8 protein-coding genes and 1 pseudogene are annotated in these 13,676 nt (G+C 59.6%); 5 read left to right on the forward strand and 4 right to left on the reverse strand.

Annotated elements, in window-relative coordinates:
• Window positions 1-87: 87 nt before the first annotated feature.
• Window positions 88-1,362: an Hsp70 family protein gene (locus tag AC07XF_RS18430; RefSeq protein WP_495027562.1), complete on the reverse strand. Its 1,275-nt coding sequence runs from the start codon at window positions 1,360-1,362 to the stop codon at window positions 88-90.
• A 297-nt stretch (window positions 1,363-1,659) separates the two neighbouring features.
• On the opposite strand from AC07XF_RS18430, the gene AC07XF_RS18435 reads away from it, so the two are divergent.
• Together AC07XF_RS18435 and AC07XF_RS18440 are read left to right on the forward strand one after the other, a co-directional pair.
• Window positions 1,660-2,607 (forward strand): DnaJ C-terminal domain-containing protein, encoded by a 948-nt coding sequence (locus AC07XF_RS18435; protein ID WP_495027563.1) that lies wholly within the window; start codon window positions 1,660-1,662, stop codon window positions 2,605-2,607.
• A 27-nt stretch (window positions 2,608-2,634) separates the two neighbouring features.
• Complete coding sequence (locus tag AC07XF_RS18440; protein WP_495027564.1) at window positions 2,635-2,940, forward strand: chaperone modulator CbpM; 306 nt, start codon at window positions 2,635-2,637, stop codon at window positions 2,938-2,940.
• A gap of 5 nt (window positions 2,941-2,945) precedes the next feature.
• Here AC07XF_RS18440 and AC07XF_RS18445 read toward each other — a convergent pair whose 3' ends face one another.
• The gene (locus tag AC07XF_RS18445) at window positions 2,946-3,791 is read right to left on the reverse strand and encodes an RHS repeat-associated core domain-containing protein (protein ID WP_495027565.1); all 846 of its coding nucleotides are present in this window, start codon (window positions 3,789-3,791) and stop codon (window positions 2,946-2,948) included.
• Window positions 3,792-3,879: 88 nt separating this feature from the next.
• Here AC07XF_RS18445 and AC07XF_RS18450 point away from each other — a divergent pair.
• Window positions 3,880-3,975 (forward strand): annotated as a pseudogene (locus AC07XF_RS18450) (chaperone modulator CbpM); the annotation flags it as partial.
• A 180-nt stretch (window positions 3,976-4,155) separates the two neighbouring features.
• On the opposite strand, the gene AC07XF_RS18455 reads toward AC07XF_RS18450, so the two are convergent.
• On the reverse strand, window positions 4,156-5,283 hold the full coding sequence (locus tag AC07XF_RS18455; RefSeq protein WP_495027566.1) for a sensor histidine kinase: 1,128 nt from the start codon (window positions 5,281-5,283) through the stop codon (window positions 4,156-4,158).
• Between the two features lie 247 nt (window positions 5,284-5,530).
• On the opposite strand from AC07XF_RS18455, the gene AC07XF_RS18460 reads away from it, so the two are divergent.
• Window positions 5,531-10,795, forward strand: a complete 5,265-nt coding sequence (locus tag AC07XF_RS18460) for a dermonecrotic toxin domain-containing protein (protein WP_495027567.1) — start codon at window positions 5,531-5,533, stop codon at window positions 10,793-10,795.
• A 439-nt stretch (window positions 10,796-11,234) separates the two neighbouring features.
• Window positions 11,235-11,630, forward strand: a complete 396-nt coding sequence (locus tag AC07XF_RS18465; protein ID WP_495027568.1) for a DUF6124 family protein — start codon at window positions 11,235-11,237, stop codon at window positions 11,628-11,630.
• 230 nt (window positions 11,631-11,860) lie between these two features.
• Here the strand turns inward: AC07XF_RS18465 and ureC are convergent, their stop codons facing one another.
• Window positions 11,861-13,561 (reverse strand): urease subunit alpha, encoded by a 1,701-nt coding sequence (ureC, locus tag AC07XF_RS18470; RefSeq protein ID WP_495027569.1) that lies wholly within the window; start codon window positions 13,559-13,561, stop codon window positions 11,861-11,863.
• Window positions 13,562-13,676: the final 115 nt, after the last annotated feature.

The following is a 13,676-nucleotide window of genomic DNA, read 5'->3' on the forward strand; positions in this document are numbered from 1 at the left end:
GCCTTCGCTGGCAAGCCAGCTCCTACAGGTTTTGCATCAATCCTGTAGGAGCTGGCTTGCCAGCGAAGGGAGTGCCTCGGTTTTGGATCAGTCCATCGAGCCGTAACGTTTGGCTGCTTCAATCGCCAGACCACTACCGATACTGCCAAAGATGTTCCCTTCCACATGCCGCGCCTTCGGCAGCATCGCCGAGACGCTGTTGCGCAGCGCCGGAATGCCGCTCGAACCGCCGGTGAAGAACACCGTATCGACTTGATCGACCCGCACATCGGCGTTTGCCAGCAGTTGGGTGACGCTGTTGCGCACCCGCTCCAGCAGGTTGTCGATGGCCGACTCGAACAGCGCACGGCTCAAGTCCACGCTCAGGCCGGCTTCAATGCGGTCCAGTGGCACGTGGCGGTTGTCGGCGTGGGTCAGCTGGATCTTGGTTTCTTCCACTTCCATGGCCAGCCAGTGCCCGGCGCGCTGCTCGATCAGCTTGAACAGGCGATCGATGCCGCCGGTGTCTTCGATGTCGTAGCGCATGCTGCCCAGGGCCAGTTGCGATTTCTGTGAGTACACCGAGTTGATGGTGTGCCAGGTCGCCAGGTTCATGTGGTGGCTGGTGGGCATGTAGGCGCCGCTCTTCATCCGGCTGCCGTAGCCGAACAGTGGCATCAGGCCGGCCAGCGAGAGTTGCTTGTCGAAGTCGGTCCCGCCGATGTGCACGCCGCCGGTGGCGAGGATGTCGTCCTGACGGTTTTCCACAGCACGACGCTCTGGCGACAGGCGCACCAGGGAGAAGTCGGACGTACCACCGCCGATGTCGACGATCAGCACCAGCTCTTCTTTCTCGATGGTCGACTCGTAGTCGAATGCCGCGGCAATCGGTTCGAACTGGAACGAGACTTCCTTGAAGCCGATCTTGCGTGCCACGTCCACCAGGGTGTCTTCGGCTTCCTTGTCGGCCATCGGGTCGTCATCGACAAAGAACACCGGGCGACCCAGCACCACTTCTTCGAATTCCCGACCGGCGGCCGTTTCGGCGCGGCTCTTGAGCTGGCCGATGAACAGCCCGAGCAAGTCCTTGAACGGCATCGCCGTGCCGAGGACGCTGGTGTCGTGCTTGATCAGCTTGGAACCCAGCAGACTCTTGAGCGAGCGCATCAGGCGGCCTTCATAACCTTCCAGATACTCGTGCAGCGCCAGCCGGCCATAAACCGGGCGGCGTTCTTCGATGTTGAAGAAGACCACCGACGGCAGGGTGATCTTGTCGTCCTCCAGCGCGATCAGCGTTTCCATGCCGGGGCGCAGCCAGCCGACGGTGGAGTTGGACGTGCCGAAGTCGATACCCACGGCACGGGCTGGAGATGCGTTGTTCATGTCTTTCAGGTTCCGGTTAAAAAACGGCCGCGCAGTGTATGCCAGTGCGCGACAGATTCGAAGGCCGGTTATCTGCTAAATCTCGCCTGACGATCCTTGAAAGACGAACCATCGCCCCCAAACTACCCTGCATCAACCGGACAGCCACGGGAGTGCTCGCAAGAAGCCCCGTCTGCTGCCGATAAACTTCTGCTGCGCCGCCCGGTCACAAAAATGAGATCGGTCGAACCAATGGCTGCAAACAAGCGCATGCTGTGGCCTGTGGCGCGATTTTGATAACGGATGGTGATTCCCGCGATGGACTTCAAAGACTATTACAAGATTCTCGGCGTGGCGCCGACCGCAGACGATAAGGCGATCAAGGCCGCCTATCGCAAGCTGGCGCGCAAATACCACCCCGACGTCAGCAAGGAAAAGGATGCCGAGGCGAAGTTCAAGGACGCCTCGGAAGCTTATGAAGCACTGAAAAGCGCCGACAAACGCGCCGAATACGATGATCTGCGCCGCTATGGCCAGCACGGTCAGCCATTCCAGGGACCACCGGGCTGGCAGAGCCGTGGCGGTTTTGGTGGCGGCGGCCAGGACACGGGCGATTTCTCGGACTTTTTCAGTTCGATCTTCGGTAACCGTGGGCCTGGGTTTGGTGGTGGAGAACAGTCGCGTCGCAGCACAGGACGTCGAGGGCAAGACGTGGAAATGGAACTTGGGGTTTTTCTCGAAGAAACGCTGTCGACCGAGTCGAAGAAGGTCACCTTCCAGGTGCCGCAGTACAACGCGGCTGGCCAGCATGTGAGCAATACCAGCAAAAGCCTGAACGTGAAGATCCCGGCCGGCGTGACCGACGGCGAGCGTATTCGCCTCAAGGGGCAGGGCGCTCCGGGCGTGGGTGGCGGCGCCAATGGCGACCTGTACCTGACGATCCGTTTTGCACCGCATCCGAAATACGACGTTGAAGGCGAGAACCTGATCATCACCTTGCCATTGGCGCCGTGGGAACTGGCGCTGGGCGCCGAAGTCGCCGTGCCGACCCTGACCGGCAAGATCAACCTCAAGGTGCCGGCGGGCAGCCAGAACGGCCAGCGCATGCGCGCCAAGGGCCATGGCCTGATGAACAAGGCCGGTGAGCGCGGTTACCTGTTCGTGCAACTGAAGGCCGTGATGCCGAAGAAATCCGACGATGACATCAAGGCGCTGTGGCAGGAACTGGCGAAAAAAGCCGCGTTCGATCCGCGTGAGCATTTTTGATCCCATAGAACCAAGGAGTCACTGACAATGAGCAGTCCCCTGATCGTTCAACTGGACATGGCAGAATTCTGTGAGGCGACTGAGTTGTCGGACGCCTACGTGATCGAAATCGTCGAGCACGGCATCCTCGAACCTCAGGGTACTCAGCCCAAGGACTGGCGTTTCAACGACTACGAGCTGACCCTGGCCAAGCGCGCCGCCAAGCTGCGGCGCGACCTTGACCTGGAATGGGAAGGCGTCGCCCTGGCGCTGGACCTGCTCGAAGAAGTCCAGCAACTGCGGGCCGAGAACCGCATGCTCAAGCAGCGATTGGGGCGGTTGTTGGTCGAGTAGACGTTTTAGTCCCGTAGCTTTTTAATTTTTTCTTGCAGTTGGTGCAAATCGACTTTTTCAACACTGCTCTGCAGGGGGTTGCCATTAGCGTCGTAAGTCACATAGTAGTGGCGGGTGGCGCCACCCTTTAGTGTTCTAGTCGGGGGGACAGGAGCCACAGGGTATTGAAAGGGTTCGCTTTTCCAGATTTCACTGTAACGACGAGGTTCACTTGGTTTCCAATTGGGGCTGATGATACCCACCTGCCCACCCGAGTCATTAAAACGAGGTATTTGTTTCTTGGGTGGAATCGGTGGAGGCGCTCCATTTTGAGTTGCGTGATCGCTAAGATTTCGAGTGGTTACATCTGAGTGCTTCCTGGCCGGTGTCGTGGTTGGGGCAGCCATTGAACGTGTTTGAGTGGGATCGGGAATTAGGGAAGTTAGGCTGGAGGTACTGGGTGCACTACCCAATTGGCTCCCGCCTCTTAAGGAAAAGAGCCGAAACCTTATATGCCCCGTCGGGTCCGAAAAATTCACCGGATCCCCCACACAATATATATACGGATTCAACCCGCCCTTCCCAAACGGGCTCAAGCTGTCCGGACTATGAAAACGCATCAACACCGGGTTGTAAGCCCTGTAGCCATTACCCAGCAGATACCAGCCAAATCGCCTCTCGTGCAGCTCACCGTTAAAACCCAGTCGCCCGCTAATCTCCTGCCGCCCGGATTGTTCACCATAGACTGAATACGCGATTGAATTGGCCTTGCCGTCAGCGACTTCGACCAGCACCGAGTTTTTACTGTCGGTGGCTAGCAGGAGAGTGTGTGACTGGCGCAAGGGGCGATTACTGTTTGCGGGGTCGGTCATGACAAGGTCTGCCTTCGAGGTTTAATTCGTACTCCCAGTTTTACTCGGGCGGCCAGAAGCTGGGAACTATCAGAACTGATAGTGCTGCGTTGGGCAGGCGCTGGACCTGCTTGAAGAGGTCCAGCAACTGCGGGCCGAGAACCGCATGCTCAAGCAGCGATTGGGGCGCTTGTTGGTCGAGTAACTCAAAGAGTGACACCCATCCTCTGGCGAGGGAGCTTGCTCCCGCTGGGCTGCGCAGCAGCCCCAAAAAAATCGAGTCAGCACATTTCAACAGGTTCAGCGCAATTGCAGGGCTTGCGACCGCTTCGCGCTCGAGCGGGAGCAAGCTCCCTCGCCACAAAAGCCGTCCCTCGGCAAGCGACTAGACTTTCCTCGGCAACACCACGGTAAACGTCGTGCCATCGCTCTCATTGGAACTGACTTCAATCGTCCCCTGGTGGGCGTCGACCACTTCCTTGACGATAAACAGCCCCAACCCAAGGCTTGTGGTGGGCTCGCCGAGTTCTTCGCTGGCGCTGCGCACCAGCGGGTCGAAAATCGTCGGGATCGCGTCGACGGGAATCGGGATGCCGTCGTTGTGCACGGTCAGTCGAACGCTGTCGGCCTCGCCCTTGAGGGTCAACGTCACTTCACGTTTGCTTGAGCCGTGCTGCAAGGCATTGCCGATCAGGTTTTGCAGCATCTGATCGAGCCTGCGCGGGTCCCAGATGCCGCAGGTGTCACCCTGTACATCCAGGTTCGGATCGCATTCCGGTTGACCGGCACAGGCCCGGGCAATCGCTTCCCGCGCCGCTTCGGCCAGGTCCATGGACATCGCCTCGATCGGCAGGTGCTTGCCCAGGCGGCTGCGCACCAGTTCCAGTAAATCCCCGACCATCACCGCCAGGTGCCCGGCGCTGCGCTGGATATTGATCGCGCACTTGAGCGCATCACCTTCCAGCGCGGCTTTGCGTAGCAGTATTTCGGTGGACATGCTCACCGCCTGCAAGGGCGCGCGCAGGTCATGGCCGAGGATTGCCAGAAAAATGTCTCGCGAGTGATTGACCCGTTCGGCGTAGGTGGCGGTGGATTCAGCGAGGGCTTCGTCGACGGCTTCGTTGAAACGAATCATGTCCTGGAAGTAGGCCAGGTCAGGCGATTGCAGGCTGTTGACCCACAGGCGGATGACACAGGCGCGCAAATGACGGAACTCACTGGTCATCTGCACCAGATCAAAACCCACGGTATGACGCAATTCGCCATGGCTGGCGCCGGCCTCGTCCAGGCTCGGGGTTTTCTCCGGTCCTTCGCCGCGCGCCTTGGCTGCTTGTTCGGTGGGTGTCTGGGGTTTGCACATGTCCCGGGCCGAGGCCAGCAGTATCGACCGGGCATGGTCACGCAACGCGGCGCCGTCCATGGCATCGGCGGCCGGGGTGATGGTTTTGGCGAACTGCTCCCACTCATCGACGATGCGATCAACGTTTAAGACGATGAACTCGGAAAGACGCATGGCGGTTACCTGAGCATGAATCGAAGGACGCGAGTCGAATAGTAGCCTCTTCGCCGGAAAAAACACGACCGCTCATGCGCTGGCATCAATGGCGGGTTATGTGGCGGTATTTATGTATTGAAGGCGCCCTGATTTTCGATCTGTCCGGGCTCTTTCGGCGTGCTTGCCAAACAGTTATTTGGACTTTTGTTTCAGGCACTGGCGAATAAGCTGTTGGCTCTTTTTCTTGTTTGAAAGTGATCGACCAATGTCTGATTTGCATGGAAGCAACTCGATAGAAACCACCGAAACGTCTCCCGCCGACAGCACCGGCATTCATTACCAAAGCGTTCTGGGCGTCATACCGGACGCTATCAAAAGTGCCTCGCCAACGAGGTTGAAAACCCTTGAAACCCTGCGGCCACGGATACCCGAATGGTATGGCGGCGCACGGGAAATGGACCGCCAGTACCTCAAACAATTGATCGATGAGCGTTGGCGCCTGCAAGGCGTTCTGGACAAGACCCTGGGACGCTTGCAGCACGACATCGATGCCTTTGCCGAGCCGCTGCTCGACGCGCTTTTGCAGTTGAATTTCAATACCACCGCAAAAGCCAGTGAGCTGAGCGTCGAACTTGAAGTACCCAGCAAGATTGCCTTTGTCATCGATAACGGAGCCACGCGTGTCCGCACATCCACGTTGCTGGAAGCGGCATTGCACAACTTCGAGGCGTCTGAAACCGCTGAAGACGCGTGGCGTAGCGGCTCGGGTGTTTACCGCAAGGATCAGCGTGGCAGGCTTGCGCGGATGCCGGAAATACCCCTGCCAAGGTTTGCAGCCTTGTGTCGGGAGCTGGACATCGGCGGGCAGTATCAGCAACACATCAAGTCCATCCTGCTGCCCGCCACAACCAAGGCGCGGCAGACCTTGCAGCAGGACTCGCTCGCCAGTGAGAAAGCGGCTTTTGATGTGGCAGCACTGATCGCCCGGTTGAACGGCGACATCAGCGATCACGCCTACGGCAGGCTGCTCGATGTTCGGCAAAGCCGCGCCGATATCACGCTCTATGGCCAGCCATTGCGCTGCCATCGCCTATCGCTGATGGGTTTCCGGTTGACCGGCATCGTGTTGTTCAGCGCAGTCAGCGAGCCCTCGCGGGCCAGGCAAGCCGTCGAGGCGTTGACCCCCGACAGCCTGAAGTTCTGGCTCGACTGGTCGCGGCGCATTCCTGTTTTACCGGGCAACGAATACGAGCAGTACAAGCTGTTACAAGCGTTCTTTGCCAATGGCCCGCAGGGTGTGGTCGACGATGTGCTGCGCAAGGAGGACATTTATCAGCAGAGTCGTTTGTCTGGTCCGTTGATCGCCTATGTGCCGGATGACCCTGATCATCCGCTCAAGGAATATCCGTCGCTGACCGCGTTCATGAAAACGCTGATCGGCCAGTTGCGCGATACCGAGTACCAGGCCTTTTTCAGCCGGTTCGTGGCGCACAAGGACAAGGGGCATTTTTTCGCCCGGGTCAACGAACGCCTCACGACCTTTACCTGGCATCAGCGCGAACCGCTCGACATGGGGCCGTGGTGGCGTGAAACGGCGGTCGAGAATCCCAACGCCGAACCGATCACCAATCTGATCATTGGCGATCTGTGGCAGACGTTGTTTGTCGAGCGCCGCGACAAAGCCATTGCCGATGCCCGTCACATGGCCGTGCCGACCGACGATGAGGATGCCCAGGCCCGTTTCAAGCGCTTGACCAGTTACCTGTCGATCGGCTGGAACATATTCAATTTCGCCGCGATGCTGGTGCCGGGCCTGGGTGAAGCCATGCTTGGCGTCATGGTCGCGCAAATGCTCGCCGAACTGGCCGAAGGCGTCGAAGACTGGAATAAAGGCGACAAGGAAGAGGCCTCGGCGTACCTCAATGGCGTATTGATCAACTTCGCGCAACTGGCGCTCATGGGGGCCGGGCACGTATTGCCGGGTGGCGTGCCGACGCCGATCAAGGTTTCGCCTTTCGTCGAGGGGCTGAAACCGGTGGAGGTGGCCGGCAAGCAACGGTTGTGGAACCCGCAACTGGGTCCATACGAGCAAACATTGACTCTGCCTGTGGACGCGCCGATCAGCGACAACGGTCTGTACAAGCATCAGCAACAGGACCTCCTGCGACTGGAGGGCAAGACCTACAGCGTGAAACAGGACCCGGCGACCGGACGGCATCGTTTGCAACATCCAACCCGCTCCGATGCCTATCAACCATTGCTGGAACACAACGGTGCCGGTAGCTGGAAGACCGAACTCGATCAGCCGCTGGAATGGGACAAAACCCGATTGCTCAGGCGCCTGGGGCCTTCAGTGGAGGGGCTTTCCAACGAGACACTTGAGCAGGCGCTGCTCGTCAGCGGCGTGCACGAGAGCGTGCTCAGGCGGATGCATGTGGAACATGAAACCCCACCGGTCATGCTGGTCGACACGCTCAAGCGCTTCAAGGCGCATGCCGACGCGGCAGCTTGTGCACAACGCATCCTCACCGGGCGGATCGGTGAGGAGTGGGCCGATTTCGTCTCGAAGTTCATGACCGAATTGCCGGGCTGGCCCGAGGGCAAAGCCATTGAGGTCTTCGACCAGACGGACGGGGCAGGCACAACGGTTAAAGAAGGTTACGTGGATGCGCAACCGGGGCAGACATTAAGAATGTCGCGGCAGGAGGTTCTCGCCGGGAGATTGCCTGAGCGAGTTGTCGACTTTCTTGAAGAGCAGGAACTGCGCGAGGTTATAGGCCAATGGCTGGCCGGTGATCGACAGGCGCGAATCGATGCCATACGAACGCTGCTGGGCTCACAGGCAAGCAAGTCCGGCAGACGGCTTTTCGACAGTCTGCATGTACGTCGCGAGCGCTCGGGCAATCCGTTGGTGAGACTGCTCAAAAGAGATTACCCGCAGCTCTCCACCGGCATGGCTGAAGACCTGTTACAGCGCGCCCAACCCTCCGATCTGCAGCACTTGAATGATAAGCAGCGCATACCCCTGACGCTGGCGCAGCAGGCGCGGGATGCAGAGCGCCAGGTGCGCCTGACGCGCGCTTATGAAGGGCTTTACCTCGACGAACTGCACACCCTCGACAGCGACCGCTTGGCCTTGCACACGCTTGAAACCTTGCCGGGCTGGCCAGCGGATTTGCGTCTGGAGATCCGTGAGTATTCCGCCCAGGGTTCATTGCTCGACAGCATCGGTGCGCAGAATGCGCCGGAGCGAAAGGTGCTGGTTCTTGGGCCGGGTGGAAAGTATCAGGCGTGGGACGGTCTCGAGCAGCATCTGCACGGTGACGACTCGCTGTATGCCTCCGTTCTGCACGCATTGCCCGATCGCGCACGTGTGGCGCTGGGGTTTGAGATTCATGACGATGTTCGACTGGAAGAAACAATCAAGGCTCGCTCCATTGCCCGCGAACGACTGGCACCAGTCCTGCTGGAAAACCCGAACCTCAAGCCTGCTTACGATCCGGCCGTCATGCGCTTGCGCGGTGGCATGCAAGGTTATGCGCAGCAGGTGCCGCGCGGTACGGGATTACGGCGGCGGGCGCGGTCACTGTATCCGGGCTTCACGGCTGAGCAGGCCGAAGCGTTGCTGACGGGGTTTATGCGCGACGGCGGTTCGGCCCATGAACGACTGGCTGCGTTGGAGGCCGAGTTCAATCAGTTGAACCGGGTGTTGCGACGTTGGGTGGACTCACCGACGGCTTCTTTTCGTTTCAGCGCGTCGGGAAGGTTAGAGTTGGAGGCGCGCGAGCAGCTTTATAAAGCGATCCGGCAATGCTGGCAGCGAACCGGCCCTGCCGGGGTGGAGGCGCCGGGTGTGGTATTGCCGCAGGCATTGAATCTGGACAATTTCCCGATGATTCGTCGGCATCTGACGAACCTGCCGAAGCTGGAGGCTAATTTCGACCATGTAACCAGTCTGAACCTGCGCAGCGCAGAACTGCGTGACGAGCACCTGCCCTTTCTGGATTCGTTCCGCCGCGTCAGGTACCTCAATCTGCAAGACAACCTGCTGACCGCCGTGCCGCCCGTGATCAGTGACATGCCTCATCTCTGTGATCTGTTCCTCAATGACAACCGCATTGAGCTGGATGGCGTGGCGCTGGATCGACTGAAAAAGCTGACGGGGCTGCGGGCATTGGGGTTGCGAGGCAACCCGCTGAAACTCATTCCGGACATCAGCCGGATGCCACGACTGCAAGTGTTGCTGCTCAATGGAACGGGCCTGGACAGTTGGCCCATCGGACTGTTTGCCCAGCCGCGGCCGCGCAATATTTTTCTCGATCTGCGCAATAACCCGATCAGCCACATCCCTGATGTCGCACCCGGTTCGTTTCGTGCCGAATTGCTGGCGCGGACCCTGATCAGCCGCGAGCCACGCTGGATCTCGGCGGACAACCTCGACACCCTCAAAATGTACATCGAGTCGGTCGGAATGGACCCCGAGCGTCTCTATCCGCCTCGAGGCACGTTGGACAGCGCGGACTGGTACGCGGGTATGACCGAACGGCAATGGCAACTCAAGCAGCAAGCCTGGGATGAAGTCGAGGATGAATTCGACTCGCTGCCGTTTTTCAATGAAATCCGTCAGCTCACGATGTCCGCCGACTTCAAGGCCGAGGGCGAATATCAGGTGGATCTGACGGCCAAGGTCTGGCGAATGATCGAGGCGATGGCCCGCGACAACGAGCTGCGGGTGAAGCTGTTCAGCGAGGCCGCCACGCCCACCGAATGTGTGGATGGTGGGACGCAATTGTTCAATGCCATGGGCATGCAGGTGTTGATCCATGAAGCCTATGCCTTGCAGCGCGCAGATCTGGTCGAGGCGCAATTGCTGGTATTGGCTCGAGGCAAATCCCGACTCGATGAACTCGGAGCAATCGCCCGGCAGCGGGTCGCGACGCGAGTGGCGGCCGGTGAGCGCTTCCGTGCAGTCGACGGTCTGGGGAATGTCACCGGCACTATCGACGAGGTTGAGGTGCATCTGGCGTACATGACCGATCTGGCTGAACGTCTCGACCTTCCATGGCAGGCCCGGGGCATGCAGTTCCGCAGGATGGCCGGGGTCAGCAGGGGCATGATCGAAGCCGCGTTCGAGCGGATCGTGGCGCTGGAGGAGGGGGATTTGCTGGTGGAGCGGATTCTTGACCAACCGCTGTGGCGAACCTGGCTGGAGTCGGCGAACGGTGAAGAACTCAACGGTTTGAAGAGACGTATCGATGCCACCACCGAGTTGCAGGATGCCTTGCGGCGTCGGGGTGAGGCGGTGGAGCTGGACGCCAAGGCTGTTCTGGAGGTGGAGATCAAGGCGCTTTGTCGCGAGTTGGGTAGAGGCGAAAACGAATTCGCCGATGGTCGACTCATGAGTGACGATGCCTATGCCCAGGCGTTGAGCGATATCGACCGGCAAATCAGGCAACGGCTTCTGGCGCTTACCCGACAAGCGATGGATCGAGCCCGGTTGCCGCGACTGGAAATTTTCGCCGATCGATAAGGGCCATAAGGATATGGGAAGCGTCCTCAGTTTCTGAGGGTTTTTCATCGTGGGTAAAACGCTTTCCTGCATTTTTAAACATGGATCGACAGGCCTTGTTTAACCGTGCTCGAAGTTACTTCACGAAAGCTACAAAACCTTGTGCCATTGCCTACGGTTACGCCAGAATCCGCCGGCTTGTGCGTCTTTGCTCTTGGGCTTTATCGTTTCCCTGTCGCTGACAAAAACAGCGGCCGGGTTTGGTAGACCTGTTGCATCGACGCATAGCGTCACCCTGTTCGGCCCTTTCATCGGGCTGTGCTTTATGGTGGCCATGCGCAGGGTCCCTTCGGGGGCGCCGGTTCCGATGCCCGGTCTACCAACCTTCGTATGGCCGCCACCCTCCGTTTGGTAGCGAGATGGTGACGGCTCCTTTTTAAGTAGCATCGGAGTTTTAACTATGTTCAAACCAACACCGAATCCCCCGGAAACCGATCCGACATCGCCCTACGAGTCCCTGGATTCCAACAAGCTCCACGAAGCCGCCGAACGCGCCCTCGACCATCACTTCCCGCCCACCGAAAAGAAACCACCCAAACGCAAGGGCCAGCTCTTCAGCGTCTGCCCGGACGTCAACACCGAATCACTGCTGGCCAACGCCTCGGAAGACCTGCTGTCCATCAGTGCCATCGCCGCCGACCTCGCCGACCATGTGCAAGGCTCAAGCCGCTCCGTTGCCCTGGCGCTGAGCCGCATGGCTGACGGTGTGCATTTGTTGGTGGATAAAGCGCTGGATCATCTGGATGAACCGGAAATGGCGGCAATAATCGCCAAACAACAAACCCGATCCCTGTAGCCGCTGTCGAAACCTGCGTTCGGCCCTGTAGCAGCTGCCGAGCCTGCGAGGCGGCGTTCGGCTGCGCAGCAGTCGTAAATTCTGGATGCGAGGTTTATCTGAAACACCGCTTCGTCTGGTTTTACGACTGCTTCGCAGCCGAACGCCGCCTCGCAGGCTCGACAGCTGCTACAGAGCCGAACGCAGCCTCGCAAGCTCGGCAGCTGCTACAGAGCCGGACGCAGGCAAACTCAGAACAGGAAGTAGCGCTGCGCCATCGGCAATACATCCGCCGGTTCACACCACAACAACACACCGTCGGCCTTGACCTGATAGGTCTGCGGATCAACGTCGATGTTTGGCAGGTAGTCGTTGTGGATCAGGTCGGTTTTCTGCACGTCGCGGCAGCCTTTGACCACGGCGATTTTCTTCTTCAGCCCCAGCGCTTCAGGCAAGCCTGCATCCTGTGCCGCCTGACTGATGAAGGTCAGGCTGGTGGCGTGCAGCGAGCCACCGTAGCTGGCGAACATCGGGCGGTAGTGCACCGGTTGTGGCGTCGGGATCGAGGCGTTGGCGTCGCCCATCAGGCTGGCCGCGATGGCACCGCCCTTGAGAATCAGCGTCGGTTTTACACCAAAAAATGCCGGGCGCCAGAGCACCAGGTCGGCCCATTTTCCCACTTCCACCGAGCCCACTTCGTGGCTGATGCCGTGGGTGATCGCCGGGTTGATGGTGTACTTGGCGATGTAGCGCTTGGCGCGGAAGTTGTCGTTGCCTTCACCATCACCGGGCAGCGGCCCGCGCTGTTTTTTCATCTTGTCGGCAGACTGCCAGGTGCGGGTGATGACTTCGCCGACCCGGCCCATGGCCTGGCTGTCGGAGCTGATCATCGAGAACGCGCCGAGGTCGTGGAGGATGTCTTCGGCGGCAATCGTCTCGCGGCGGATGCGGCTTTCGGCGAAGGCCACATCCTCGGCAATGCTCGGGTCGAGGTGATGGCAGACCATCAGCATGTCGAGGTGTTCATCGATGGTGTTGCGGGTGAACGGCCGGGTCGGGTTGGTGGAACTCGGCAGCACGTTGGCCAAACCGCAGGCCTTGATGATGTCCGGCGCGTGGCCACCACCGGCACCTTCGGTGTGGTAGGTGTGAATGGTGCGGCCCTTGAATGCGGCGAGGGTGGTCTCGACGAAACCGGATTCGTTGAGGGTGTCGGTGTGGATCGCCACCTGCACGTCGAACCGGTCGGCCACGCTCAGGCAATTGTCGATGCTCGCCGGGGTGGTGCCCCAGTCTTCATGCAACTTGAGGCCGATGGCACCGGCCTTGACCTGTTCGATCAACGGCTCGGGCAAGCTGGCGTTACCCTTGCCGGTCAGGCCGATGTTCATCGGGAAGGCATCGGCGGCCTGGAGCATGCGCGCCAGGTGCCACGGCCCGGAGGTGCAGGTGGTGGCGTTGGTGCCGGTCGCCGGGCCGGTGCCGCCACCGATCATGGTGGTCACGCCGCTCATCAGCGCTTCTTCGATCTGCTGCGGGCAGATGAAGTGGATGTGGGTGTCGATGCCGCCTGCGGTGAGGATCATGCCTTCGCCGGCGATGACTTCGGTACTGGCGCCAATGGCGATGTTGACGTTGGGCTGGATGTCCGGGTTGCCGGCCTTGCCGATCGCCGCGATGCGCCCATCCTTGAGGCCGACGTCTGCCTTGACGATACCCCAGTGATCGATGATCAGCGCGTTGGTGATCAGGGTGTCGACCACTTCGGCGGCGAGCAATTGGCTCTGGCCCTGACCGTCACGGATGACCTTGCCGCCGCCAAATTTCACTTCTTCGCCGTAGGTGGTGAAGTCCTGTTCCACTTCGATCCATAGCTCGGTGTCGGCCAGGCGGACCTTGTCACCGACGGTGGGGCCGAACATGTCGGCGTAGGCTTGACGGGAAATCTTCATTCGTTCGCCTTGAGATTCAATTGATATTGAGACCGCTCGCATTACTCGCTATCGCTGGCAAGCCAGCTCCTACAGGGAAATGCGAACCACTGTAGGAGCCGGCTTGCCGGCGAAG

The organism is Pseudomonas sp. GW821-FHT01C01, from assembly GCF_059422645.1.

Excerpts from the sequence above, each read along its gene's own strand:
- AC07XF_RS18435 (WP_495027563.1), top strand. The coding sequence starts at position 1,660 with ATGGACTTCAAAGACTATTACAAGATTCTCGGCGTGGCGCCGACCGCA.
- ureC (WP_495027569.1), bottom strand. The coding sequence starts at position 13,561 with ATGAAGATTTCCCGTCAAGCCTACGCCGACATGTTCGGCCCCACCGTC.
- AC07XF_RS18430 (WP_495027562.1), bottom strand. The coding sequence starts at position 1,362 with ATGAACAACGCATCTCCAGCCCGTGCCGTGGGTATCGACTTCGGCACG.
- AC07XF_RS18455 (WP_495027566.1), bottom strand. The coding sequence starts at position 5,283 with ATGCGTCTTTCCGAGTTCATCGTCTTAAACGTTGATCGCATCGTCGAT.
- AC07XF_RS18445 (WP_495027565.1), bottom strand. The coding sequence starts at position 3,791 with ATGACCGACCCCGCAAACAGTAATCGCCCCTTGCGCCAGTCACACACT.
- AC07XF_RS18440 (WP_495027564.1), top strand. The coding sequence starts at position 2,635 with ATGAGCAGTCCCCTGATCGTTCAACTGGACATGGCAGAATTCTGTGAG.
- AC07XF_RS18465 (WP_495027568.1), top strand. The coding sequence starts at position 11,235 with ATGTTCAAACCAACACCGAATCCCCCGGAAACCGATCCGACATCGCCC.
- AC07XF_RS18460 (WP_495027567.1), top strand. The coding sequence starts at position 5,531 with ATGTCTGATTTGCATGGAAGCAACTCGATAGAAACCACCGAAACGTCT.